The organism is Brevundimonas sp. CEF1 (assembly GCF_051353055.1).
Taxonomy (GTDB): domain Bacteria; phylum Pseudomonadota; class Alphaproteobacteria; order Caulobacterales; family Caulobacteraceae; genus Brevundimonas.
Window position 1 is genome coordinate 2,912,525 of record NZ_CP195593.1, and the last position, 22,279, is coordinate 2,934,803.

The 22,279-nt window shown below is 64.7% G+C and carries 24 protein-coding genes; 16 read left to right on the forward strand and 8 right to left on the reverse strand.

Annotated elements, in window-relative coordinates; translation table 11 throughout:
• The first annotated feature begins 86 nt into the window (after window positions 1-86).
• The 3 genes from rpoN (at window position 87) to ACR9FL_RS14760 (ending at window position 2,867) form a co-directional block, all read left to right on the forward strand.
• Complete coding sequence (rpoN, locus tag ACR9FL_RS14750) at window positions 87-1,601, forward strand: RNA polymerase factor sigma-54 (RefSeq protein ID WP_436356125.1); 1,515 nt, start codon at window positions 87-89, stop codon at window positions 1,599-1,601.
• A gap of 76 nt (window positions 1,602-1,677) precedes the next feature.
• The gene (gene hpf, locus ACR9FL_RS14755) at window positions 1,678-2,325 is read left to right on the forward strand and encodes a ribosome hibernation-promoting factor, HPF/YfiA family (protein WP_436356126.1); all 648 of its coding nucleotides are present in this window, start codon (window positions 1,678-1,680) and stop codon (window positions 2,323-2,325) included.
• Between the two features lie 77 nt (window positions 2,326-2,402).
• Window positions 2,403-2,867 carry a PTS sugar transporter subunit IIA gene (locus ACR9FL_RS14760; protein WP_436356127.1) on the forward strand — a complete coding sequence of 155 codons (465 nt, stop codon included), beginning with the start codon at window positions 2,403-2,405 and terminating at the stop codon, window positions 2,865-2,867.
• Between the two features lie 58 nt (window positions 2,868-2,925).
• Here ACR9FL_RS14760 and ACR9FL_RS14765 read toward each other — a convergent pair whose 3' ends face one another.
• On the reverse strand, window positions 2,926-3,180 hold the full coding sequence (locus ACR9FL_RS14765; protein WP_105562569.1) for a DUF1150 family protein: 255 nt from the start codon (window positions 3,178-3,180) through the stop codon (window positions 2,926-2,928).
• Between the two features lie 60 nt (window positions 3,181-3,240).
• Complete coding sequence (locus ACR9FL_RS14770; RefSeq protein WP_436356128.1) at window positions 3,241-3,660, reverse strand: Hsp20 family protein; 420 nt, start codon at window positions 3,658-3,660, stop codon at window positions 3,241-3,243.
• A 204-nt stretch (window positions 3,661-3,864) separates the two neighbouring features.
• Here ACR9FL_RS14770 and ACR9FL_RS14775 point away from each other — a divergent pair, with 204 nt between their 5' ends.
• Window positions 3,865-4,539, forward strand: coding sequence for an OmpA family protein (locus tag ACR9FL_RS14775; protein WP_436356129.1), 675 nt, complete (start codon window positions 3,865-3,867; stop codon window positions 4,537-4,539).
• Window positions 4,540-4,597: 58 nt separating this feature from the next.
• Here the strand turns inward: ACR9FL_RS14775 and ACR9FL_RS14780 are convergent, their stop codons facing one another.
• Both ACR9FL_RS14780 and ACR9FL_RS14785 read right to left on the reverse strand, forming a co-directional pair.
• Window positions 4,598-5,923, reverse strand: coding sequence for a UDP-glucose dehydrogenase family protein (locus tag ACR9FL_RS14780; protein ID WP_436356130.1), 1,326 nt, complete (start codon window positions 5,921-5,923; stop codon window positions 4,598-4,600).
• 176 nt (window positions 5,924-6,099) lie between these two features.
• The gene (locus ACR9FL_RS14785) at window positions 6,100-7,257 is read right to left on the reverse strand and encodes an outer membrane beta-barrel protein (RefSeq protein WP_436356131.1); all 1,158 of its coding nucleotides are present in this window, start codon (window positions 7,255-7,257) and stop codon (window positions 6,100-6,102) included.
• A 246-nt stretch (window positions 7,258-7,503) separates the two neighbouring features.
• Here ACR9FL_RS14785 and ACR9FL_RS14790 point away from each other — a divergent pair, with 246 nt between their 5' ends.
• From ACR9FL_RS14790 to ACR9FL_RS14820, 7 genes are all read left to right on the forward strand, one after another.
• Window positions 7,504-8,826: a glycosyltransferase family 4 protein gene (locus tag ACR9FL_RS14790; RefSeq protein WP_436356132.1), complete on the forward strand. Its 1,323-nt coding sequence runs from the start codon at window positions 7,504-7,506 to the stop codon at window positions 8,824-8,826.
• Window position 8,827: 1 nt separating this feature from the next.
• Window positions 8,828-9,751 (forward strand): sulfate adenylyltransferase subunit CysD, encoded by a 924-nt coding sequence (gene cysD, locus ACR9FL_RS14795; RefSeq protein WP_436356133.1) that lies wholly within the window; start codon window positions 8,828-8,830, stop codon window positions 9,749-9,751.
• Entirely contained in the window at window positions 9,751-11,577 is a 1,827-nt protein-coding gene (gene cysC / locus ACR9FL_RS14800) for an adenylyl-sulfate kinase (protein WP_436356134.1), read from the forward strand. Before cysD ends, cysC begins: the two co-directional genes overlap by 1 nt.
• Before the next feature lie 141 nt (window positions 11,578-11,718).
• Window positions 11,719-12,492 carry an ABC transporter permease gene (locus tag ACR9FL_RS14805; protein WP_436356135.1) on the forward strand — a complete coding sequence of 258 codons (774 nt, stop codon included), beginning with the start codon at window positions 11,719-11,721 and terminating at the stop codon, window positions 12,490-12,492.
• A gap of 32 nt (window positions 12,493-12,524) precedes the next feature.
• The gene (locus tag ACR9FL_RS14810; RefSeq protein ID WP_436356136.1) at window positions 12,525-13,688 is read left to right on the forward strand and encodes a chain-length determining protein; all 1,164 of its coding nucleotides are present in this window, start codon (window positions 12,525-12,527) and stop codon (window positions 13,686-13,688) included.
• Window positions 13,688-14,362, forward strand: a complete 675-nt coding sequence (locus tag ACR9FL_RS14815) for an ABC transporter ATP-binding protein (RefSeq protein WP_436356137.1) — start codon at window positions 13,688-13,690, stop codon at window positions 14,360-14,362. The genes ACR9FL_RS14810 and ACR9FL_RS14815 overlap by 1 nt, the downstream gene beginning before the upstream one ends.
• On the forward strand, window positions 14,359-15,189 hold the full coding sequence (locus ACR9FL_RS14820) for a hypothetical protein (protein WP_436356138.1): 831 nt from the start codon (window positions 14,359-14,361) through the stop codon (window positions 15,187-15,189). The genes ACR9FL_RS14815 and ACR9FL_RS14820 overlap by 4 nt, the downstream gene beginning before the upstream one ends.
• 7 nt (window positions 15,190-15,196) lie before the next feature.
• On the opposite strand, the gene ACR9FL_RS14825 is transcribed toward ACR9FL_RS14820, so the two are convergent.
• Both ACR9FL_RS14825 and ACR9FL_RS14830 read right to left on the reverse strand, forming a co-directional pair.
• The gene (locus ACR9FL_RS14825) at window positions 15,197-16,150 is read right to left on the reverse strand and encodes a cell wall hydrolase (RefSeq protein ID WP_436356139.1); all 954 of its coding nucleotides are present in this window, start codon (window positions 16,148-16,150) and stop codon (window positions 15,197-15,199) included.
• Between the two features lie 77 nt (window positions 16,151-16,227).
• A complete protein-coding gene (locus ACR9FL_RS14830; protein WP_436356140.1) occupies window positions 16,228-17,145 on the reverse strand; it encodes a HEPN domain-containing protein in 918 nt (305 codons plus the stop codon).
• 215 nt (window positions 17,146-17,360) lie between these two features.
• Between ACR9FL_RS14830 and ACR9FL_RS14835 the strand changes: the two genes are divergently transcribed.
• Genes ACR9FL_RS14835 through ACR9FL_RS14845 form a run of 3 tightly spaced genes read left to right on the forward strand, consistent with a single transcriptional unit; the run spans window position 17,361 to window position 20,077 of the window.
• Window positions 17,361-17,984, forward strand: coding sequence for a prepilin-type N-terminal cleavage/methylation domain-containing protein (locus tag ACR9FL_RS14835; RefSeq protein WP_436356141.1), 624 nt, complete (start codon window positions 17,361-17,363; stop codon window positions 17,982-17,984).
• Entirely contained in the window at window positions 17,971-19,026 is a 1,056-nt protein-coding gene (locus ACR9FL_RS14840) for a general secretion pathway protein GspK (protein ID WP_436356142.1), read from the forward strand. The genes ACR9FL_RS14835 and ACR9FL_RS14840 overlap by 14 nt, the downstream gene beginning before the upstream one ends.
• Window positions 18,995-20,077: a hypothetical protein gene (locus ACR9FL_RS14845; protein WP_436356143.1), complete on the forward strand. Its 1,083-nt coding sequence runs from the start codon at window positions 18,995-18,997 to the stop codon at window positions 20,075-20,077. The genes ACR9FL_RS14840 and ACR9FL_RS14845 overlap by 32 nt, the downstream gene beginning before the upstream one ends.
• A gap of 3 nt (window positions 20,078-20,080) precedes the next feature.
• Here the strand turns inward: ACR9FL_RS14845 and ACR9FL_RS14850 are convergent, their stop codons facing one another.
• Window positions 20,081-20,548 (reverse strand): pilus assembly FimT family protein, encoded by a 468-nt coding sequence (locus ACR9FL_RS14850; RefSeq protein ID WP_436356144.1) that lies wholly within the window; start codon window positions 20,546-20,548, stop codon window positions 20,081-20,083.
• Window positions 20,523-20,993 carry a type II secretion system major pseudopilin GspG gene (gspG, locus tag ACR9FL_RS14855; protein WP_436356145.1) on the reverse strand — a complete coding sequence of 157 codons (471 nt, stop codon included), beginning with the start codon at window positions 20,991-20,993 and terminating at the stop codon, window positions 20,523-20,525. The genes ACR9FL_RS14850 and gspG overlap by 26 nt, the downstream gene beginning before the upstream one ends.
• 121 nt (window positions 20,994-21,114) lie before the next feature.
• Between gspG and ACR9FL_RS14860 the strand changes: the two genes are divergently transcribed.
• A complete protein-coding gene (locus ACR9FL_RS14860; RefSeq protein ID WP_436356146.1) occupies window positions 21,115-21,801 on the forward strand; it encodes a hypothetical protein in 687 nt (228 codons plus the stop codon).
• Entirely contained in the window at window positions 21,798-22,265 is a 468-nt protein-coding gene (locus tag ACR9FL_RS14865; protein ID WP_436356147.1) for a hypothetical protein, read from the forward strand. Before ACR9FL_RS14860 ends, ACR9FL_RS14865 begins: the two co-directional genes overlap by 4 nt.
• Window positions 22,266-22,279 lie beyond the last annotated feature (14 nt).

The following is a 22,279-nucleotide window of genomic DNA, read 5'->3' on the forward strand; positions in this document are numbered from 1 at the left end:
AGCCGTTCGCCAGACGTTAAGGTCTCTGCCGCACGATCCCAGCAAGAACCGGGCCACATTCGCCCGCCGGAGGGATTGAAGACGCCGTGATCGGTCAGAGGCTGGAGGTCAGACAGGGTCAGGGGCTGGTCATCACGCCCCAGCTGCAGCAGGCGATCAAGCTGCTGCAGCTGTCGAATCTCGAGCTGGAAGCCTTCATCGAGGGCGAACTGGAACGGAATCCCCTGCTGCAACGCGACGAGGGCGAGGCCGGCGCCGAGATCGAGGCCGCTCCCATCGAGACGACGGCCTCCGGCGACAGCGCTGAACTGCAGTTCACCGAACCCTCGGGCGAGGCCGAAAGCGCCCTGGACGCCCGCACCGACGACCTCTACGACGACGCCCCCGGCGAACGCGACGTCGACCGCAAGCGCGATGCGGGCGAGGTCGGCGAACAGCCCGGCCTGTCCGACTGGTCCCGCACGGGCGGAGGCGGCGGTCTGGACGGCGAGAGCCTGGAGCGGCCCGACACGCGCGACCTGACCCTGTGGGAGCATCTTCAGGCCCAGGCCTCCTCCGCCGGGTTCAGCCCCGCCGACCACGCCATCGCCCTGACCCTGATCGACGCCACCGACGAAGGCGGTTATCTGCGCGGCGAATTGCAAGAGATCGCTGATCGCCTGGGCGTGGATCTGGAACGGATCGAGGCGGTGCTGACCGTCTGCCACGGGTTCGAGCCGACCGGCGTCATGGCCCGCTCGGCGCCCGAGTGCCTGAAACTGCAACTGATCGAGCGCAATCGTTTCGACCCGGCCATGGCGGCCCTGCTGGACAATCTGGAGCTGCTGGCGCGACGCGACCTGGCCGCCCTACGCAAGGTCTGCGGCGTCGACGCCGAGGACCTGGCCGAGATGATCGCCGAGCTGAAGGGCCTGACGCCGCGCCCCGGCGCCGGCTTCGGCGGCGAGCCCGCCCAGACGGTCGTGCCCGACGTCCATGTCCGTCCCGATCCGGCCGGCGGCTGGCGCGTCGAGCTGAACAGCGACACCCTGCCCCGTTTGCTGATGGACAAGCGCTACCACGGCGTCGTGGCCGCCGGGGCCCGCTCCGAGACCGAAAAGGCCTTCGTGGCGGAATGCGCCGCCCAGGCCAGCTGGCTGGTCAAGTCGCTGGATCAGCGCGCCAGGACCATTCTCAAGGTCGCCTCGGAAATCGTGCGTCAGCAGGACGCCTTCCTCGCCTTCGGGGTCGAGTTCCTGCGCCCCCTGACGCTGAAGACCGTGGCCGACGCCATCGAGATGCACGAATCGACGGTCAGTCGCGTCACCTCGAACAAGTATGTCGCCACGCCGCGCGGGGTTTTCGAACTGAAATTCTTCTTCACCGCCGCCATTCAGTCGTCGGACGGCGGGGCGCTTCACTCGGCCGAAGCCGTCCGTCACAAGATCAAGACCATGATCGACGGGGAAGCCGCCGACGGCGACGTCCTGAGCGATGACCGGATCGTCGAAATCCTCAATGAAACCGGCATCGACATCGCCCGGCGCACCGTGGCGAAATACCGAGAAGCTCTTAGAATTCCGTCCTCTGTCCAGCGCCGCCGGTTAATGAAGGCCGGCTGATCACGCTGCGGCGAAGCGTCACCACAAATCGGTGATCGGCGTTGACACCAAACGCGACCCGTCGCGTTCTATGTGCATGCAGATCCAAGTCAGCGGCAAGCAAGTGGATGTCGGCGAAGCGCTAAGCTCGCGCATCTCCCAGGAACTCGAAGAGGGAGTCGGCAAGTATTTCGCCCGTGGCGGCGAAAACGCCGAGGTCGTGGTGTCCAAGGACCGCCACGGCTTCCGCGTCGATTGCTGGGTTCGCCTGGCCTCGGGCCAGAGCCTGGTGACCACGGGTTTCGGCGGCGACGCCCATGCCGGTTTCTCGGACAGCCTGGACAAGCTCGAGAAGCGTGTGCGCCGCTACAAGCGTCGCCTGAAGGATCACCACATCGGTCCCAAGGGCCTGTCACCCGAGAAGACCGAGAACGCGGCCCGCGAGGTCGCAGCCCTGACCGTCTTCCGCAATCCCGACACGGTCGAGGACGAGGCCTTCGGCGACGCCGGAGCCCCCGATGAGCCCCCGCCCGTCGGCATGGTCATCGCCGAGACCGAATCGGAAATCCGCACCATCACCGTCGGCCGCGCCGTGCTCGAACTGGACATGACGGGCTATCCGCTCGTCATGTTCCGCAACGCGGCGCACGGCGGCCTGTCGGTCGTTTATCGGCGGCCGGACGGCAATGTCGGCTGGATCGATCCTGAGCGGACGCTCAAGGCGAAGAACGGCGCGGGGTCGTAAGGCTTCCACGCGGAGGGTGAAGGCGCTAAAGACGCCTCGCCCTTCCGCAATGTCGGGTTCGAGTTTTCGGGGTCATTATGGACATCGCTGATTTGCTGTCGTCGGGCGGGATCGTCCTGCGGGGCGGCGTGTCATCCAAGCGTCAGGCGCTGCACACCGTGGCCGAGGCCGCGTCCGTGGCCCTGGGCATAGATGAAGATCGGGCGCTGGAAGCCCTGCTGGAGCGTGAAGCGCTCGGCTCGACGGGCCTCGGCTCCGGCGTCGCCGTGCCCCACGCGCGCATCAAGGATCTGGATCGCGTCTGCGCCGTCTTCGTGCGGCTGGAGACGCCGGTGGCCTATGAGTCGCTAGACGACCGGCCCGTGGACCTGCTGTTCGCCCTGTTCGCGCCGCTGAACGCCGGCGCCGAGCACCTGCGGGCCCTGGCGGCGGTTTCGCGCGCCATGCGTTCGCCGGAGTTGCGCGAGCACTTGCGTCAGGCCCGCACCATCGACGCCGTGCGCGCCCTGTTCGTCAAGGACGCGCCGGTCGCCGCCGCCTGAGCCTCACGGCTCGCGCCTGACGGCGAGCCGGCAGCGGCCAAAGCCGGCAGCGCCCAAATTAGTGAACTGAGACAGGCTCCAGCTCGTGTGCGGCCGCGGCGGCGAAGGCTGTCTCGCGGTCCAGCATGACCGCCAGGCGCTCGCCGTCAGCGCCGTGGACGGCGTAAAGAACCTGATCGGGATCAAGATCGACGCCGGGGCCTACCTCGACATGGGCGTCTTCCATCAGGTCCGAAGCCCGAATGGCGCGCACGTAAACCAGGTCAGGCGCGCCCAGGCCCGCGAATTCTGTCTTGTTCATCATCGGCGTCATAAGACCGCCTCCTTACGCTTGACTGAACGCCCGGCCAGCCGGGCGGTTCGACGGCTGATTTCAGCCCGTCGTGATGGGAATGCGCCGAATCTGGCGCTCCTGCTCGGGCCGGATCAGATCGACGTGCAGCAGGCCGTGCTCCAGCCTGGCCTCGGCCACCTCCAGCCCGTCCGCCAGGACGAAGCTGCGGACGAAGCCGCGCGCCGCTATGCCGCGATGCAGGAAGGCCTGCTCTCCCTTGCCCGCATCGTCGCGCTTGCCGGCGATGGTCAGTTGACGGCCTTCCAGGGTGATCGCCAATTCCTCGGGCGCAAACCCGGCCACGGCCAGACTGATACGCACCGCCGCCTCGCCGCGCTGCTCGACGTTATAGGGCGGGTAGCTCTCGGCCGCCGCCTTGGCCGCACGGTCGATCAGGGCGCGGGTATGATCGAAGCCCAGCAGGAAGGGACTGTCGAACAGGATGGTGCGTGTCGTCATCGGTCCTCGCAAACAAGCGACCCGGTCGTCCGCATCCTCCCAGAGAGCGGCAAGGGCGCGCGACCGTTTGCAACAAATGGTTATGGGCGGCGGCGCGGTCAACCGTGTGGCTAGGCCTCGCCGCCGTTCACGTGACATACAGGTTGGAACCTTCACTGTAGGGCCACGTTTTGCGGCCTGACCGCTATTTCGAAAGGACACCCCATGCGCGCCAAGCTTATCGTCGCCAGCGTCAGCATCGCCGCCATGCTCGGCGCTGCGGCCTGCACCACGACCGATCCCTACAGCTCGACGCCGAACCGCAACAACACCGGCACGGGCGCCATCGCCGGCGCCCTGGGCGGTGCCCTGCTGGGCTATCTGACCAACACTTCGAATGGCGAACAGGGCCGCAAGAACGCCCTGATCGGCGCCGGCATCGGCGCGCTGGCCGGGGCGGGCGTGGGCCAGTACATGGACCGCCAGCAACGCGCCCTCGAAGCCGAGCTTTCCGGCACCGGCGTCGGCGTCGCCCGTCAGGGCGACACCCTGGTGCTGCGCATGCCGTCGGACGTGACCTTCGCCACCAATCAGTCCAGCCTCGACAGCCGCTTCCTGCCCGTCCTCGACGACGTGGCGCGCGTGCTTCAGGAATATGATCGCTCGATGGTCGACGTCATCGGTCACACGGACTCCTCGGGCGGCGATGCGATCAACCAGCCCCTGTCAGAACGTCGCGCCTCGTCGGTCGCCTCCTACCTGATCGACCGCGGCGTGATCCGCGAGCGCCTCTATGTCGCCGGTAACAGCGCGCGCAATCCGATCGCCGACAACACCACGGTCGACGGCAAGGCCAAGAACCGCCGCGTCGAGATTCTGATCCGTCCCTTCACGGGCTGATCCGGCTCTCCCCCGAACGACAAAGGGCGGCGCTTTCGCGCCGCCCTTTTTTGTTGCCTCAGCCCTGGCGAACGCCTTCGGGCCGCCCGATCGAGCTGTAATGGAAGCCGCGCGCTTTCATGTCCTCTGGACGATAGACGTTGCGCAGATCGACCATGACCGGCTGCTTCAACAGCAACTTGACCCTGTCCAGGTCCAGGGCGCGGAACTGATCCCATTCCGTCAGGATGACCACGACGTCGGCGCCCTCGACCGCGTCATAGGGCCCGTCACGGAAGACCACGCCGTCAAGCAGCTTGGCTGCTTCGTGCATGCCTTCGGGATCGAAAGCCTGGACCGTCGCCCCCTTGGCGATCAAGGCCGGAGCGACATCCAGCGAGGGCGCGTCGCGCATGTCGTCCGTGTTTGGCTTGAAGGTGAGACCCAGCAGAGCGACGGTCTTACCCTTCAGGTCCGTGCCGCCCAGGGCGGCGACAACGCGATCGGCCATGGCCTTCTTGCGCGCATCATTGACCTCGACCGTAGTCTCGATCAGACGCAGCGGCGCCCCGGCGTCAGTGGCCGTGCGCACCAGGGCCAGGGTGTCCTTCGGGAAACAGGAGCCGCCGTAGCCCGGCCCCGCATGCAGGAACTTTGACCCAATGCGGTTGTCCAGGCCGATGCCGCGCGCCACCTGCTGCACGTCGGCGCCGAGGTTTTCGCATAGGTCCGCGACCTCATTGATGAAGGTGATCTTCAGCGCCAGGAAGGCGTTGGCGGCGTATTTGGTCAGTTCCGAGGTGCGGCGGCCGGTGAACAGGATCGGCGTCTCATTGAGGTTCAAAGGGCGATACAGCTCGGCCATGATCGGGCGGGCGCGCTCGTCCTCCAGGCCGACCACAACCCGGTCGGGGCGCTTGAAGTCGCTGATGGCGGCGCCTTCGCGCAGAAATTCAGGATTGGAGACGACGGCGAAATCCGCGTCTGGGCGGCGGGCGCGGATGATGCGTTCGATCTCGTCGCCGGTGCCGACGGGAACCGTTGACTTTGTGACGATCACCGTGAAGCCCTGAATCAGGTCGGCGATCTCTTCAGCGGCCGCATAGACATACGACAGGTCGGCATGGCCGTCGCCGCGCCGCGAAGGCGTCCCAACGGCGATAAAGACCGCATCAGCCGCACGAATCGCTTCGCCGCCGTCGAGTGCGAAGGACAGGCGCCCGTCGCGAACATTGGCCGCGACCAGATCTTCAAGCCCCGGCTCATAGATCGGCATCCGGCCGGCGTTCAACTGATCGATCTTGCTCGCGTCCTTGTCGACGCAGGTCACAATGTGGCCGAAGTCGGCGAAACAGGCCCCGGAAACAAGCCCGACGTAGCCGGTGCCGATCATTGCGACGCGCATGCGCTCATCCTCTTGGTGCAGTCAGGGCCGAGATAGCGCCCAAGCATGACATTCGCCAGTCAACCTAACGAACTGGAGACAAAGAAAAAGGGCGGCCGACCCGAATGGATCGACCGCCCCTGATCTTATCGACCTTCAAGATCATCGGGGCCGGCGCGAACCGGCCCCTTTGTGTCTTAGAAGTTGATGTCGATGGTTGCGCGACGGTTGAGCGGCTCGCGCACGCCGTCGGCGGTGGGCTTGGCGAGGGCGGTTTCACCCTTGCCGTCGAGGGCGATGACGCCGCCGTTGACGCCTTGGGCGACCAGGGCGTCGGCGACGGTGCGCGAACGACGGTTCGACAGGCCGAGGTTGTAGGCGGCGTTACCCGAGGTGTCGGCGTGGCCGACGACCAGGATACGGGTCGGAGCGCCCGACTTGGCGTAGTTGGCGGCTTGCGTCACCACCGAACGGGCTTCCGCCGTCAGGTCCGAGCGATCCCAGTCGAAGTAGACCACGAACTGACGCGCGGCCGGCTTGGCCGGCGGCGGCGGCGGCGGGGGAGGCGGCGGGGGAGGCGGCGGCGGGGGAGGCGGCGGCGGCGGCGGGGGCGGGGGAGCCGCCGGCTCGGCGCCGAAGGCGTAGCGCAGGCCCAGGGTCACAGTGTGGCTCTGATCGTAATCGCCGGCCATTTCGCCGAAGCTGTTGGAGGCCGGGTTCGAGCGGGTCGCGAACTCGGCGTCGCCCGTCAGGTAACGGTAGGTCAGGTCGATGTTGGCGCGGTCCGAAACGGCCCAGGCCAGACCAGCGATCGCCTGGGCGGCGAACTTGGTCGAGCTGTCGTCAGCCGAGAAGGCCACGGCCGGATCCTGGCGCAGACGGCCGACCACGTCGGTGTTGACGCGGTTCACACCGACACCGAGACCGACGAAGGGACGGATGCCCCAGGCCGAGTAGCCGAAGTCATAGATGACATTGGCCATCAGGGTGGTCGAGGTGATGTCGCCTTCCGGCGAATGGCAGGCGCCGGCGGCCGGCGAAATGTTGCACAGGCCCTGCGGACCCGAGACGGCGCGCACCTTGCCGACGTCGCCCGAGCGGTAGCCGCCTTCCAGTTCAACGCGCCAGTTGGGGTTGAAACGGTAGCCGAGGCGGGCGAACGCGGCCCAGCCGTCGTTCACTTCCCAGTTCCAGTTGGAACCGTTGGTCGACGACTCGGTGTTGATGTCGTCGATGATATGGTAGCCGGCGTCGACTGCGCCGTACCAGCCGTCCGGCTCAGCCGAAGCGGCGCCAGCCGACAGGGCCAGAGCCGCCGCCGCGCTAGATGCCAGGATCAAACTCTTGACGCGCATGGATGCGGCCCTCCGAGATCAGTTGTTCGAGGACGACGGATACGTCGCCTACTCCACTCCCTATCAGCGTTGCCGTGAGTGGTCGAGCCGCAAACGCCCGATTTACCGAAGGTTGCAACACACCGTGACCCTCAGGCTACAGGGTTTAATGCTGCGTTAAGCCAATACCCGCGCTCGGAATAGGACCTTGACCTGAGCTGCCGCCTGTCGTCCACATCCGCGCAAACCTTAGGTCCTCGGGAATTCATGACTTCTATCTGCATCGACGGCTTCAACCTGGCCTTGGCCAAGGGAACGGGCATTGCGACCTACGGACGGAACCTGCTGGACAGCGCCCGCGCCGCCGGTTTCGGCGCCCAGGTTCTCTATGGCCCCACAGCGCGGCGACGCAACGACAACCTGTTGAACGAAACCGCTCTGATCGACGCCGAGCGTCCGCCGCAGAAGTTGAACCGCAAACGAAAGATCGAGCGCTTCGCCGACACCTTCATGTCGCGCTACGGTCGAACCGCACACGCCATCTTGCCTTCGGGCGAGGTCATCTGGCCGGCGCGATCCGGCGGAAGACCCGCCGCCGATCGTTTCTGGGCCGCGCGCGACCTGTTCACCCACGCCAACCGCTGCTTCGCCGCCTATGGCAAGGAGACGCCCGTCGCGTTCGAGGCCACGGCCGCGGCTCCTGCGCCCGACGTCATGCACTGGACCGCGACCTTGCCGCTGCACGCGCGCAAGGTCCCCAACATCTACACTATTCACGACCTGATCCCGCTGCGCCTGCCGCACACCACCCTGGACGACAAGGCGACCTATCGCGCCCTGTGCGAGGCCATAGCCCGGCGCGCCGACCATATCGCCGTAGTGTCGGAAACGACCCGTCAGGACGTCATCCGTCTGCTGGGCGTCAGCGAGGATCGCGTCACCAACACCTATCAGGCCGTCAGCCTGCCGGAGAAACTGACCTCGCGCAGTCAGGCCGAGGTCACGCTGGAACTGGAAGGCGTCTTCAATCTGGGCTGGAAGGACTACTTCCTGCACTTCGGCGCCATCGAACCCAAGAAGAACCTGGGACGCGTCGTCGAGGCCTATCTGGCCTCGGGCAGCCAGACGCCCCTGGTCATTATCGGCGGCCGCGCCTGGCTGGACGAGGGCGAAACCGCCCTGCTCAACCAGGTGAAGCGCGACGGCGGCCCCAGCGCCGACCGCATCCGCCAGTATGAATACATGCCCTTCTCCATGCTGATCAGCCTGATCCGGGGCGCCAAGGCCACGCTGTTCCCGTCGCTCTATGAAGGCTTCGGTCTGCCGGTTCTGGAATCCATGGCCTTGTCGACGGCGGTGTTGACCTCGACCGGAGGCTCTCTACCGGAAGTGGCGGGCGACGCAGCGGTCATCGTCGATCCCTATGACGTCCAGGCCATCACGCGCGGCATTCAGGCCCTGGACGCTGACGAAGGCCTGCGACTGGACCTGCAGGCGCGCGGCCTGGTCCAGGCCGGCAAGTTCACGCCCGAGGCCTATCAGGCGCGCTTGACGGACCTTTATCGCAAGGTCGGAGTCTCAGCCGGCTGACATGACGATCGCCGCCGCATCGGTCGAACGGCCGACCCATCTGCAACGGCTTGAGGCCGAGAGCATCCACATCCTGCGCGAGGTGGCGGCTGAGTGCGCGCGTCCGGTGCTGCTCTATTCGATCGGCAAGGACTCGGCGGCTTTGCTGCATCTGGCGCGCAAGGCCTTCTATCCGGCGCCGCCGCCCTTCCCCCTGCTGCACGTCGATACGACGTGGAAGTTCCGCGCCATGTACGACCTGCGCGACCGGATGGCGGCCGAGAGCGGCGCCCGGCTGATCGTACACCACAACCCCGAGGCCCGGGCCCAGGGCATCAACCCTTTCGATCACGGCTCGGCGGTCCACACCGACATGTGGAAGACCCAAGGCTTGAAGCAGGCGCTGGATCTGCACGGCTTCGACGCCGCCATCGGCGGCGCCCGCCGCGACGAGGAGGCCAGCCGCGCCAAGGAACGCATCTTCTCCTTCCGCGGCCCAGGCCACCGCTGGGACCCGCGCCGCCAGAGGCCGGAACTGTGGAGCCTCTACAACGCCCGCCTCGCGTCTGGCGAAAGCATGAGGGTCTTCCCCCTGTCCAACTGGACCGAGATGGATGTGTGGGAATATGTGGCGCTGGAGCAGATTCCCGTCGTGGACCTCTATTTCGCCGCCGAGCGCCCCGTGGTCCGGCGCGACGGCGCCCTGATCGTGGTCGATGACGAGCGGATGCGGCTACACCCCGGCGAGACGCCCGAGATGATGTCGGTGCGGTTCCGCACCCTGGGCTGCTACCCCCTGTCCGGCGCGGTCGAGAGCACGGCTGCGACCCTGGACGCCGTCATCGCCGAAATGCGCGCCTCGCGCAGCTCCGAACGCCAGGGCCGTCTGATCGACCGCGACCAGGCCGGATCAATGGAGAAGAAGAAGCAGGAGGGCTATTTCTGATGACCTCCACGACGCTTCAACGCGACACCCTGCGTTTCATCACCTGCGGTTCGGTGGACGACGGCAAGTCGACCTTGATCGGGCGCCTGCTGCATGACGCCGGCGCCGTGCCCGACGATCAGGTCGCCGCCCTGCGCGACGCTGACGGACGACTGGACTTTTCGCTTCTGGTCGACGGCCTTCTGGCCGAGCGCGAACAGGGCATCACCATCGACGTGGCCTATCGCTATTTCTCGACGCCGCGACGCCAGTTCATCGTCGCCGACACGCCGGGACATGAGCAGTACACGCGCAACATGGCCACCGGCGCCTCGACCGCCGACGCCGCCGTGGTCCTGATCGATGCGCGCAAGGGCGTGCTGACCCAGACCCGGCGGCACAGCCATATCGTCTCCCTGCTGGGCGTGCGCCACATCATCCTGGCCGTGACCAAGATGGACATGGTGGCCTGGTCGCAGGACGCCTTCGACGCCATTGTCGCCGACTACCTCGCCTTCGCAGAAGCCGCTGGTCTGCCGACGCCTGTCGCCATCCCCGTCTCCGGCGTGAACGGCGACAATCTGGTCCAGCATAGCGAAGCGGCCGAATGGTACGCGGGGCCGACACTGCTGCAGGTGCTGGAGACCCTGCCCGCAGCCGAGGAAATGGCCCGGCCGTTCCGCATGGCGGTGCAGGGCGTCAGCCGTCCCAACCTCGATTTCCGCGGCTATACGGGCCGCATCACGAGCGGCGTCGTCGCGGTGGGCGATGCGGTCGCCGTCTCTCCGTCCGGCATCCGCTCGCACGTTGAACGGATCGTCGTCATGGGCGGCGATCTGGACCGCGCACAGGCCGGCCAATCCGTCACCCTGACCTTCACCGACGAGATCGACGTCACACGCGGCGATGTTCTGGCCGCCGCAGACGCGCCGCTGGAAGCCGCTGACCAGTTCGAGGCCACCATTGTCTGGATGGCCGAGGCCGAACTGATCCCCGGCCGCGTCTATGACCTGAAGATCGGCACCCGCACCGTGCCCGCCCAGATCACCGACATTCGCCACCGGGTGAACGTCAACACCCAGGAAAAGCTGTCGGCCCGGACCCTGGAACTGAACGACATCGGCGTCTGCCACCTGTCGCTGGGCCAGGACGTCGCCTTCGAGCCCTATGCGGCGAACCGCGAGCTGGGCGCCTTCATCCTGATCGACCGGCTAGCGCGCGCCACGGTCGGCGCGGGCATGATCCGTTTCGCCCTGCGCCGCGCACACAATATTCACCGCCAGCCCGTCAAGGTGGATCGTCGTCAGCGCGCTGCACTGAAGGGTCAGAAGCCCGCCGTTCTCTGGTTCACAGGCCTGTCAGGGGCCGGCAAGTCGACCATCGCCAACCTGGTCGAAGAGCGGCTGAGCGCCGAAGGCCGCCACGCCTACCTGATTGACGGCGACAACCTTCGCCACGGCCTCAGCCGCGACCTGGGCTTCACCGAAGCCGACCGCGTCGAGAACATCCGCCGCGCCGCCGAGGTCGCCCGGATGATGGCCGACGCCGGTCTGATCGTTCTGGTGTCGCTGATCTCGCCCTTCCGCGCCGACCGGGCGATGGCGCGCGAAATGATGGGCGACATCGACTTCATTGAAGTCTTTGTCGATGCGCCGCTCGAAGTCGTGGAAACCCGCGACGTCAAGGGGCTTTACGCCAAGGCCCGGCGCGGCGAGCTGCTGAACTTTACCGGCATCGACAGCCCCTACGAGGCGCCCGAGACGCCTGATATTCATCTGCTGTCATCCACCTGCCAGCCGGAGGAAGCCGCCAAAGCCGTTATCAACCATGTTCGCGCTTGGCTGTAACTTGTGACCGATGCAGCCTCCCAGAGAGCGGTCACGAACGCTTGCTTGCGATCCCCGTCCTGTAAGCTATTGTCGCGTCGAAGTTCCGCCTGTGAAGGGCCAACATCCAGTCAGCGTCGCTGGCGCATGGTTTCGTCGTAAATGTTCGCAGCAGCCGCCCGCCATCTCCGCATCGTTGGCGCTTTGACGATGCGCGAGATGAACACCCGCTTCGGCCGAGAGGGATTGGGCTTCGCCTGGATCATCGGAGAGCCCCTGCTTTTCTGTTTCGGGGTGCTTCTTCTCTGGACCCTCACCAAACCGGCATTTGAGCATGGGATAAGACTCGCGCCCTTCGTTTTGACGGGCTACATGTCACTCATCCTTCTCCGACATCTGGTGAGTTATATGTCGGCGGCGCTTCAGGCCAATCAAGGGTTACTGTACCACCGACAGATATCAGCGATACACATATTCAGTGCCCGCGCCATTCTAGAAATCGGCGGCACCACGGCGGCTTTCATCACCGCCTATCTGGTTCTTTTGGCCCTTCAGCAGGTGGGCTTGCCGTCTAATTATCTGATCCTGTACGGCGGCTGGCTGTTGTTGTCTTTCCTTGGTGTTGGCTTTGCGCTGGTGCTGGCAGGTCTCGCGATGCGCTACGAGGCGTTCGAACGGGTCATCGGGTTGATATCGTATTTGCTCGTGCCACTCTCCGGTGCATTCGTGATGGTCGCATGGCTCCCCCCCGCTTACCGTGAAGTTATGCTGTACATTCCCTTCGTCCACGGCGTCGAAATGGTGAGGGCGGGGGTCTTCAACGAATTCACTGAAACTCACTACAATTTTAGCTATGCATTAGCTTGGGCCGCCGCATTCAACTGCCTGGGGCTGATACTGATTTCCGGCGCTAGAGACCGACTATCAGGCGAATAAAGACAACATGGCCAATCATACACAGAAAACAAATGGCTGATCAGAGCATCAAATACCTTGGGCCCGTTGCCGAGGCCGTTCGCGTTGTCAAAAAGCGCTCGTTCTCCTTAAAGAACCTCCCATTCGGTTTCCTGATCATCGTAGCGCTGCCGACCCTATTGGCCGCGATCTATTACCTGCTGATCGCCTCGCCTCGATACGTATCTGAAGCGCGGTTTGTCGTGCGCTCGCCCAGCACATCCCAACCCTCTTCCTTGGGAGCAGCCCTCCAAGGGGTCGGGTTCTCGACAGGGATGAACGACGCCTACGCAGTTCATGAATACATGGCGTCCCGGGATGGACTAAATGCCCTTAAGCAGCGCCACGATATCGAGCGCATCCTGGGGGCCGAAGGCGTCGACATTTTCTCGCGCTATCCGCACCCATGGCAGTCCCGGAGTGACGAAGCCCTCTTCAAGGCGTTGCAGCGTTACCTTACGGTCGGCTACAATTCAGCGAGCGGAATCAGCACCATTCGCGTGCAGGCCTTCAAGCCAGCTGATGCGCAGGCGCTGAACAGCGCCCTACTAGACAGCGCCGAGGCTTTGATCAACCGCCTAAATGACCGGGCCGCTAGCAACGCGGTAAAGGACGCACAGGAAAGCCTCTCGCGCGCTCAGCAAGAGGTGACTGAGTCGCAGCTCGCGCTGACTTCGCTGCGTAACAGCGCGCAGTTCATTGATCCACGCGCAGCCGCCGCCGAAAGCTCCGAGGTGATCAGCGGGCTCCTGGTGGCACTTGCCCAATTGCGTGCAGAGCGGGCGCAACTCTCGGCCGAAGCTCCGTCCAGCCCGCAGCTGACCATCATCGACAACCGCATACGTGCTTATGAGCAACAAGTCGCCGAGGCACGTGCTTCGGTATCAGGCAAGGCCTCCTCGCTGGCACCAAAAGTCGGAGCTTATGAGGAGCTCATGCTTCGCAAGGAGATCGCCGACAAACAGATGGCTCAAGCCACTGCCGCTTTGCTTTCCGCTGAACAGGAAGCGCGCCGACAGAAACTCTACCTCGAACGCATTGTCACGCCGAGCCTCCCCGACAAACCGAGCGAGCCTCGACGATGGATGGCTATCCTCACCGTTTTCGCCTCGACGATGCTTGCTTATGGCGTGGGATGGCTCCTGTGGGCTGGCGTTCGCGAACACAAGCAAGCCTGATGGACCCCGTAGCAGATGACGTGGGGCTTCGCGTCACCAACCTCAGCAAGACTTACCATGGGACCTCAAAACCACTCTTTACTGGCCTGTCGTTTGAGCTGAGCCGCTCCAGCCGTCTCGCATTGCTGGGGCGAAACGGACAGGGAAAGTCGACGCTTATTAAGATGCTCGGCGGCGTCTTGCCGCAGACCGAGGGCGCGATCGATTGGCGCATGACATCGTCATGGCCCATAGGCTTTGGCGGAGGATTCCAAGGGTCGCTGTCGGGCTTGGACAACATACGTTTCCTGTCTCGTCTGTACGAACGAGACTATATGGAGACGCTGGCACGCGTGGATGATTTCGCCGAGCTTGGAAAGGCGCTCCGGGACCCCGTAAAGCACTACTCATCCGGTATGCGGGCGCGTTTGGCCTTCGGTCTATCGCTGGCCATCGAATTTGACAGTTATCTGATCGATGAACTCGTCGCCGTTGGGGATGCCCGCTTCCAGAGAAAATGCCAGGAAGCGCTTTTCGAGGAACGTGCTCACCGAGCGTTCCTCATGGCCTCGCATGATCTCAGCCTTATTGCGCACTATTGCGATCGGGCGCTGGTAATCGAAAGTGGCAAGACAAAGATTTTCGATGATATCGACGAAGCAGTCGAAGTTTACACATGGTTGAGAGCTGCGTGATCCAGAAAACACGTGAACGCTGGATTGTTCTACCCCACTCAAGAGACCAGCATGCCTGGCGGTACGAGATTAGTGCGGAACTGGATAAGATCGCGTCGAGTGATAGGTCAGCATACCGCTTCACTGAGAATGTGGCCGAAGCACTCGACAGCGGTGCGGACCACGACAGCATCGCCGCCATACTCTCCTTGGTTCCCCCTGGCGATCCGGCGTTTCTGGCTGACCCAGACACGCGACACGCGGAAGTAGCGCAGAGGACCCGGCTCGCCAGCGATCTGATTCGGCTACGACCCGATCGGGTCTTTGGCCCAACAGATTTCCATGCGGGCGCTGTCGAACTATTTTCAGGTCTGACCGTCGTGGCACCGAAGACGCCCGCAGCCACTCCGTATGAAAGGGCCTTGGCTCTCGCCCTTGAGTCTTTCGGACCGGCACGCCATTCGGCGATATGGCGGCGCGATCTGTTCTCGTACCCGACACCTCCTCTGGCGAACGAGCCGCCCCATACTTTTGATCTGACCGGCCGCCCCAAGTTCTTGGTGTTCGGACCCTACCTCACAATGGCTCCTGGAATCTGGACAGCCCGTTTCGAGTTGACCTTCGACGCACCTTCAACCCGCCACCGATACCGGGCAGACTGGGGCGGCGTGACGGAATACCAATCCATTGAGTTTAGACCCGAGCGCCCTGGCCGTTATCAGATTGAGTTGACACACGAGTGGAGCGAAGCCGCGCCGTGCGAACTTCGCCTTCTTTCCATGGAAGGCGTGTTCGAGGGCCGAGTGACGTTCAACGGTGCTGAGGTTGGGCTTGCAACGGGACGGTAAAAGCCGCCTATTCCACTATCGGTGCTACAGGTGCCGAGGACACGGCGGCGGTGTAGGTCCGCTCCATCGCCTCATTGCGCACGAACAGGAGGCCGGGACGCACCGATTCGGATTCGCCCTCGTAGGCGCCGGGCGTCGCGCCGCCGTTCAGCGGCGAACCATAGAAGATGTGCGCCCCGATCTGTCGTACCCGCGCCAGTCGCGAGCCCCATGAGGGTCTCACATAGGTGGCGTGATAATTGACCGAGTTCTTGGGCAACTGACTGCCCGACCGGCCTTCATAAACCTCGCGGGCGATCCGCTCGGCCCGCGCCCAGGCCACGGGGCTGATCGCGCGCCGACCGATCGAGCCGTCGCAGGTGAAGGTGAACTGGCAGGTGCGGCTGTTGCGCTGATAGACGACCTGGCAGACGCTCTTGGGATAGGCGCGGTGGCGCGACCGGTTCAGCACCACTTCGGCGACCGCCGCCTGCCCCGCCTCGCTCTCGTTGCGCGCCTCGTAATAGATGGCCTGGGTCAGGCATTCGACGTCGTTGTCGGGTATGCGCGGCGGGGTCTTCAGGTCCAAGTGGGGCGGCGTATAGCCTGTGCGGCGCACGGTCACCGGTGCGCCTGGATTGACGGCGGGCGGAGCAAAGGTCGAGGCCGGCTCGGCGCGCAAAGGCGATGTCACGGCACGGGCAGCTACGGACGGGCGGGGAGCTTCGGCGCGACGGAGCGGCGGGGCGTCGGTCAGGCGTACGCCCTTGCCGTCCTTGATCATGGTCTGCAGGCGAGCGTTCAGGCGCGCGCGGCGATCCTGGTCGCTTTCAGCGGGAACTTCGACAACATCCGGCCCATAGGCGGGAATGGCCTTCACGGCGGGGGGCTCGGCCTGAGCGAAGGGGACATGATTGGTAAGGCCCGCCCAGACGGCGCCCCCCAATCCCCCTGCGATCAGCACAGAAGCGACGCCGCGCATCATTCCCCCCAAAGTTAGGCTGTCTGCATATCAGCCAGGACCGTCAGCGCCAAGCTGAGGCGTAGTGGCTGCGCTATTCAGTCCTGGTGAGTCGTCGCCTTCAGTTGACCGATCCGTGTCTGGCAGCGATCCGCGACGAGGTCTTGGAGCATGCGGGCGCGCTCAACCAACCATTCCAGGTCCTCGGACAAGGCGTCGTACTGGTCGCTGTAGCGGGCTTCGACATAGGCGCGCTTTAGTAGTTCGAAACGGCGGCGATCCGCGCGCTCATCGCGCGGCCAGGCCTGGACAAGGCGCGTGTCCGAGTCCTCGGCCAGAGAGCGCAGGAACTTGATGTTGTGCGAGCGCGGGAAATAGAAAGTGTGGACAAGGAGGTAGCAGGCGTAGGCGGCTTCGACGGCTTGGTGGAGGCTGAAGGCCGCCAGCTTGCGATTGCCTTGAGCGGCGTAGAAGTCGGCGCCCTTCAGCAAATCCCTGATCTGATTGGTCCAGTGCCCCTGATATCGCAGAGCGGTCTCCACAGCATCCGTCGGCGTCATCGGTTGGGGTGCAGCCAGCGGGTGGCCGGGGATTTCGTAGAGCGAGACACCGTCGCGCACGATGTCGGTCCAGAAATACTCGCCACGCCTTAGGGCGTCGTTCACCTCATGGAGGTCGTGGACGATGATGTTGACGGTCCGACCGATGGCGGGGTCGCGAAGAATCTGATCCTCGGAGGCCCACCAGTAGTCGGCGATGTTGGTCAGCTTCTCGTGGTTGACGACGATCAACAGGTCGAAATCCGACAGGTAGCCATTCTCCGGCTCATCGACCCAGTCGCCCCGCGCATAGGAGCCGAAGAGGATAATCTTGAGCACCCTGCCGCCGCGACGCCATTCCTGAGTGCCGCCGCCACCACCGCTCCTGGCGGCCTCGAAGCCGGCCAGCAAGATCTCGCGGACGCGTTCGAGTTCGCGCTGCTGTCGCTCCGGCAGGTGGTGCAAATCAGACTGCATCTTACGATTCTAGCTGAAATCCCCGATTGTGCATCAAAGAACCCACCCTTCTCGTCCTGCCGCCCTTAAGCTGACAAGCGCGAGCATCGTGAAGTCGTAGTGAAGCCTTGAACACAGGGGTGAGGAACAGATCCTCCCATGCGGGCGAAATGAAGATGACGGGGCAGTCTGGACCAATTGGCAGGCCGCGCTGGAAGCCCTATCAAGGCGCTGTGATGCAGACCGCCCGCCGCGCCGGCTTTTCCCTGATTGAAGCCCTGGTCGTCCTGGCGATCGGCGGCATGGCGCTTGCCATCATCTTCTCGATCGGGATCAAGGCTGGCGACACCGGCTTTTCCCTGGGCCGCCGGGCCATGTCCGTCGCCGACGCCGACGTGGCGATCAGCGACCTGCGCAGCATCATACGCAGCATCAGCCTGCGCCCTCCCGCCACAATCGTCGAGGGCGTCGACCTGCCCATCATCGCCGGCCCGGAACGACTGGAGGCCGAAGCGGTGATGGAGCGCGCCACCGGCTGCGCGCCCCAGGGCTGGGCCGGACGACTGATCCTGACCATCGAGATGCAAGGGACCGAGAGGGTCCTGATGTGCCAGGCCGGAGCGCGTAAGACGCCGATCATGACCCTACCGCGCGGCGCGACCGCCGCCTTTTCCTATTCATCTGACAGTGCGATCTGGGTGTCGGCCTTCGAAAGTCCAAGCCGCCCTCCCAATGACGCCGAATCTTTCCTCAGCCAGTCCCTTTGGATCCGCCTTAATGCGGGGCCCACTCTGGATATATTGGATGTCGCCGCCTCGGGACGCCCAGAGCGATGGACGAGGCCAGATGCCGCTTCTTAATCACAGCTCATTTCCAATGCGGCGCGAAGGCTTCGCTTTGCCGGCCGTGCTCGCCGTCACGGGCGTTGTGACGCTGATTTTTCTGGTGGCCATTACCGCGCTGGCAAGCCTGATCGCTGAAGCGAATTCAGCGCGAGCAAGGATGCGTTTTCTTCAACGCGCAATGACGGCCGAAGCGGCTTTGGCCTACATGGGTGCAACAGAGCCTATGAGACCAAACGGCCTGTCATTGAATGATCTACGGGCATTCAATGAAAATGGAGAAACCGTAGCGGAGACGGGGTCTTCCGGCCTGCCTGTGGAACTGGTCCGCTTGGACGCCCGCCCCTATCTCATGGATATCGACGGTCCGCTTGTCGTCCAGTTGCAAGATCAAGCTGGTATGATCAATCTCGCGCAACTTAATGGCCAACCGTTTGTACGTCTGATGGATAGGCTCGGCGTCGAAGCCTCGCTGCACGATGTGTTGGCCGCCCGTTATCAAGATTATTCCGACATGGACGACTTTCGCCAGCCTAACGGGGCCGAGCGTCGCGATTACAGGGAAGGAAGGCCGGCGAATCGGCCGCTCTTGCGCCCTTCCGAATGGCTTTCCGTCCTTGGCGCCAGGGAGGCCGTCGAGCGAAGGAGTTGGGCCTCCATCAGAGACAAGCTGGCCTCCGATCCCATCTCCGGCGCAGTCAACATTAATACTGCTAGTCGTGAAACTCTGATGGTTCTGTTTGACCTGACAGAGGATCAGGTCGCCGCTGTCTTTAAAGAGCGAGAAATAGCACCTTTGCTGTCCATCAACGCTCTCGAGACGGTGACAGGGGCTCAACCCGCCTGGGATTCCGAAAGGATCTATACCTTCCCCTCCAGCTCCCTCGTTTTCACCATTCGCGACACCCGGTCCGCCTGGACATATCGGGCCCGGCTGTCGCTGACCCCTTCCGGCCTTGAGCAACCGCTCTGGATCGATCAGATTGAACTTACAGAGGCCCCCCGCCGGGCCGTGGCCGACACATCCGATGCAACTCGACTTACTTACGCCCCGCGTTGAGCGGCTCAGCCACGACGGCGCGATCGACGTCGTCCACCCCGGCGGCGTCCTGGGCCGCGCCCTGCGTCGTCCGGTGCTGTTGCTGGCGCGCGACTTGTGCACTTTCGCCTTTTTCCAGACCGCCGCACTGCCGCGCAGCCGCCGTCGCCAGGCCGCCCTCCTGCACGCCCGCGTCGCTGCCCCCTATGTCCGTTCCGGCTCGGCCCTCAGCAAGGCCGGCGACGACTTCGGCGTCTGGTGGTGGGACGCCGACCGGGTCGAGGCCCTGCTGGCTGCCCACGCCATCGCCGCCCGCCCCCTGATCAGCCCCGAGACCCTGGCCCAGCCGCGCAGCGAGGGCTGGCGCATCGTCCGCCTGAAACTGGGCTACGAGGCCCAGCTGTGGCGCGGCAAGGCCCTGATCGCCTCGGCCTGGCGCCGCGAGCGCTATGACCCCGCCGCCTGGTCCGCCTTCGTGCGGCTGCAGCGGGCCGCCGAACCCGCGCCCGAAAGCCCCTCCGCCCCGGCGGACCTGCCCATCGCCTTCGACAACCGGGACGCCTTCGCCCTGGCGTCGGTCGAATTGACGCGCGAGCAGTTCGCCCTGCTGGGCGGCGGCGGCGTGGCCTTCGCCTCGCTAGGCTTGGGCGCCTTCCTGGTTGGTCAGGGCTATCAGCTGTCCAAGGACACGGCGCAGGTCGAGGCCAAGACCGCCGAGATCCGCGCCGCCACGCCGCGCGCAGCCGCCGTGCGCAATCTGGACGCCAGCCAGAAGAAGCTGATCGCCTATCGTCAGATCGAGGAACAGACCAATCCGCTGAGCGCCGCCGGCGCCGCCATCGGCATTCTGGCCTTCCACGACCTTACACCTACCTCAGTGAACGCCGAGACCGAAACCCTCAGCTTCACCCTCCCCTACGCCGCGATTGAACAGGTTGCGGTCCTAGTCGAGGAGCTGGAAAACTCGGGCTATTTCCACGACGTCCAGCCCCGCACCGACGGCACGGCCCAGACCCTGACGCTGGAAATGAAGGTGCGCGAGGCGGCGCCGCCGCTGACGCCGGAGCCCTAAGCCTTAGGAGGCAGCGTGGCCCTTGGCCGGGGCCGCCTGGAGCCGGATGAAACGGCAGGTCCCGTCGTCGGTGCGCAGCGTCATGACCACCCGATCCTGATTGATCAGATTGGCGCTGACCGTCGAGCAGCCGCCGCCCTCGGCGACGTCCAGCGCAGGCGCCAGCGTGTAGCGCCAGGGCTTGCGCAGCTCCAGCACGCGATCATCTTCGGTTTTCGGCATCGAGGGGTCGACGACGCGCAGCGGCTCGCCAGTGCGGTTGGCTTCGCGCCGCAGGTCGGAGATCTGACGCTGGAATTCGAAAAAGACCGCGTGAGACGTGGTCTGATCCAGCATCCGCGCCGTGGACGGCATGATGATCGCGGTGCTCAGGGCGAAAATCGCCAGCACCACCAGAACTTCAATCAGGGTGTAGCCGCCCCGGGCAGGCCGGAGCGGCAGGGGATCAGCGGGCCTGATCGGAAGTGACATCGACATTGGCGCCCTGGCCGCCCTCGGCGCCGTCAGCGCCGTAGCTGATGACGCGGGCGCGGTTGTCGGGGGTCACGTCGCCAGAGGTCGTCGCCGCCGGGGCGACATAGATGTAGGGACGCGCCCACGGATCGGCCGGCAGAGCCTTGTCAAGATAGGGGCCGGACCAGCCAGGCACGGTTTCGGCGTTAGCCTGCATCAGAAGACCAAGGCCTTCCTGCTCGGTCGGCAGGCGGCCGATGTCCAGTCGCATCGTCTCCAGCGCCGCTTCCAGCGAACGGATCTGCAGACGGGCGGTCTGGGTCTTGGACTTGTCCAGTTGCGCGAACAGACGCGGCCCGACGACCGCCGCAATCAGAGCGATGATCGAGAGAACGACGAGGATCTCGAGCAGGCTGTAACCTTCCCGCGTTCTGCGCCTCTGATGCGAAGAGGCAACGTTCATCGAAAAACGTTGGCGGAGACGGAGCCGGTCGTGGTGCATCAAACGATCGCCTTGGATTTCTAAGCTGTTATGGGCTTTTAACGGTTGCTATAGCTCACGGCTATTGGGGGGTCGATGCGAAATGCAGACCCGGTTGCGCAACACTGAATCGGGACGCGCTTTGCAGGGCTTCTTCGCTGATATGGTCGCATCGACGCGCGCGTCGATTGAGACGCTGAAGGATCGGCTGCGCGCCACCACCCTGCGCGAGCGCGTCCTGCTGGGCGGACTAGTTCTGGGCGCCGCCCTTTATGCGCCCGTGGCGGCGCTGGAATGGCGCACGACCGAGGCCGACCGCTACATCGACGCCCTGAGCGAACAATCGACCGCCCGCCTGACCGCCAATGCCGCCCGCCGGATCGCAGACGGCGCCGCCGACCGCCTGGCCCTGGAAGACATGAACGGCTGGGGCTTCGAAGCGACCAACGCCGCCGTGGCCCAGGTGGTGATCGAACAAAGACTGCTGGAAGCGGCCGTCGCCACCGGTCTGCCCAATCCCCGTATCACCACCAATGCCGAGGTCGAGGCCATCGGCCCAACCCAGTGGCTGGAGGCTGAGATCCAGACCGACCTGCGCTGGGGTCCCGCTTTCGCCTTCCTCGACAAATTGGGCGAGTGGCCCGAAGGCTTCCGCGTGACCGCCTTCCGCTACGAACTCACGCCAGTCAATCCGATCGTCACGAGCCCCGACAACGCAGCGCCCATCGGCAAGCTGCGCATCAGTCTGGCCTTCCCGGTCCGTATCCCTGCTCCGGGAGCGGCGTCATGAGGCGGCTTCTGTGGCTGGCTCCGCCGGTCGTGCTCGCGCTGGCCTTTCTGACTGGCGTCTCCTATCCCGGCCGCCCGGAAGAGCCGCCCGCCGTGGCGCGCGGTCAGTCGGCGCATTCGGGAGCGGTTCTGCGACCCGGCGAGAGCGCCGTGGGCGCCGTGGCCTTTTTGAAAACGCTGCGGTCGGACCCGCCTCCACCGCCGCCGCCACCGCCGCCGCCGCCGGCACCACCGCCGCCTCCCCCGCCCGATGTGGCGGTGACCTTCAAGGCGGCCTTGAGAGGCGTCGAACGCGACCCGGCGACGGGGCGTCAACGCGTCTTGATCAGCGACGCCTCCGGCGGCGTCTCAACTATTAATGAAGGCGGCGGCTTCGGCGACGGCTGGCGCATCAGAATCATTTCGGCGGAAGCCGTGACCCTGGCCAAGGGACGTGAAACGCGCGTCGTCCGGGTGTTCGGTTGAGTATCGAGGAGAAT

What these genes read in the sequence shown, in the direction of transcription:
- hpf (WP_436356126.1), top strand. Translation starts at nt 1,678, where the DNA reads ATGCAGATCCAAGTCAGCGGCAAGCAAGTGGATGTCGGCGAAGCGCTA.
- ACR9FL_RS14760 (WP_436356127.1), top strand. Translation starts at nt 2,403, where the DNA reads ATGGACATCGCTGATTTGCTGTCGTCGGGCGGGATCGTCCTGCGGGGC.
- ACR9FL_RS14765 (WP_105562569.1), bottom strand. Translation starts at nt 3,180, where the DNA reads ATGACGCCGATGATGAACAAGACAGAATTCGCGGGCCTGGGCGCGCCT.
- ACR9FL_RS14770 (WP_436356128.1), bottom strand. Translation starts at nt 3,660, where the DNA reads ATGACGACACGCACCATCCTGTTCGACAGTCCCTTCCTGCTGGGCTTC.
- ACR9FL_RS14775 (WP_436356129.1), top strand. Translation starts at nt 3,865, where the DNA reads ATGCGCGCCAAGCTTATCGTCGCCAGCGTCAGCATCGCCGCCATGCTC.
- ACR9FL_RS14780 (WP_436356130.1), bottom strand. Translation starts at nt 5,923, where the DNA reads ATGCGCGTCGCAATGATCGGCACCGGCTACGTCGGGCTTGTTTCCGGG.
- ACR9FL_RS14785 (WP_436356131.1), bottom strand. Translation starts at nt 7,257, where the DNA reads ATGCGCGTCAAGAGTTTGATCCTGGCATCTAGCGCGGCGGCGGCTCTG.
- ACR9FL_RS14790 (WP_436356132.1), top strand. Translation starts at nt 7,504, where the DNA reads ATGACTTCTATCTGCATCGACGGCTTCAACCTGGCCTTGGCCAAGGGA.
- cysD (WP_436356133.1), top strand. Translation starts at nt 8,828, where the DNA reads ATGACGATCGCCGCCGCATCGGTCGAACGGCCGACCCATCTGCAACGG.
- cysC (WP_436356134.1), top strand. Translation starts at nt 9,751, where the DNA reads ATGACCTCCACGACGCTTCAACGCGACACCCTGCGTTTCATCACCTGC.
- ACR9FL_RS14805 (WP_436356135.1), top strand. Translation starts at nt 11,719, where the DNA reads ATGTTCGCAGCAGCCGCCCGCCATCTCCGCATCGTTGGCGCTTTGACG.
- ACR9FL_RS14810 (WP_436356136.1), top strand. Translation starts at nt 12,525, where the DNA reads ATGGCTGATCAGAGCATCAAATACCTTGGGCCCGTTGCCGAGGCCGTT.
- ACR9FL_RS14815 (WP_436356137.1), top strand. Translation starts at nt 13,688, where the DNA reads ATGGACCCCGTAGCAGATGACGTGGGGCTTCGCGTCACCAACCTCAGC.
- ACR9FL_RS14825 (WP_436356139.1), bottom strand. Translation starts at nt 16,150, where the DNA reads ATGCGCGGCGTCGCTTCTGTGCTGATCGCAGGGGGATTGGGGGGCGCC.
- ACR9FL_RS14830 (WP_436356140.1), bottom strand. Translation starts at nt 17,145, where the DNA reads ATGCAGTCTGATTTGCACCACCTGCCGGAGCGACAGCAGCGCGAACTC.
- ACR9FL_RS14835 (WP_436356141.1), top strand. Translation starts at nt 17,361, where the DNA reads ATGCAGACCGCCCGCCGCGCCGGCTTTTCCCTGATTGAAGCCCTGGTC.
- ACR9FL_RS14840 (WP_436356142.1), top strand. Translation starts at nt 17,971, where the DNA reads ATGCCGCTTCTTAATCACAGCTCATTTCCAATGCGGCGCGAAGGCTTC.
- ACR9FL_RS14845 (WP_436356143.1), top strand. Translation starts at nt 18,995, where the DNA reads ATGCAACTCGACTTACTTACGCCCCGCGTTGAGCGGCTCAGCCACGAC.
- ACR9FL_RS14850 (WP_436356144.1), bottom strand. Translation starts at nt 20,548, where the DNA reads ATGTCACTTCCGATCAGGCCCGCTGATCCCCTGCCGCTCCGGCCTGCC.
- gspG (WP_436356145.1), bottom strand. Translation starts at nt 20,993, where the DNA reads ATGAACGTTGCCTCTTCGCATCAGAGGCGCAGAACGCGGGAAGGTTAC.
- ACR9FL_RS14860 (WP_436356146.1), top strand. Translation starts at nt 21,115, where the DNA reads ATGCAGACCCGGTTGCGCAACACTGAATCGGGACGCGCTTTGCAGGGC.
- ACR9FL_RS14865 (WP_436356147.1), top strand. Translation starts at nt 21,798, where the DNA reads ATGAGGCGGCTTCTGTGGCTGGCTCCGCCGGTCGTGCTCGCGCTGGCC.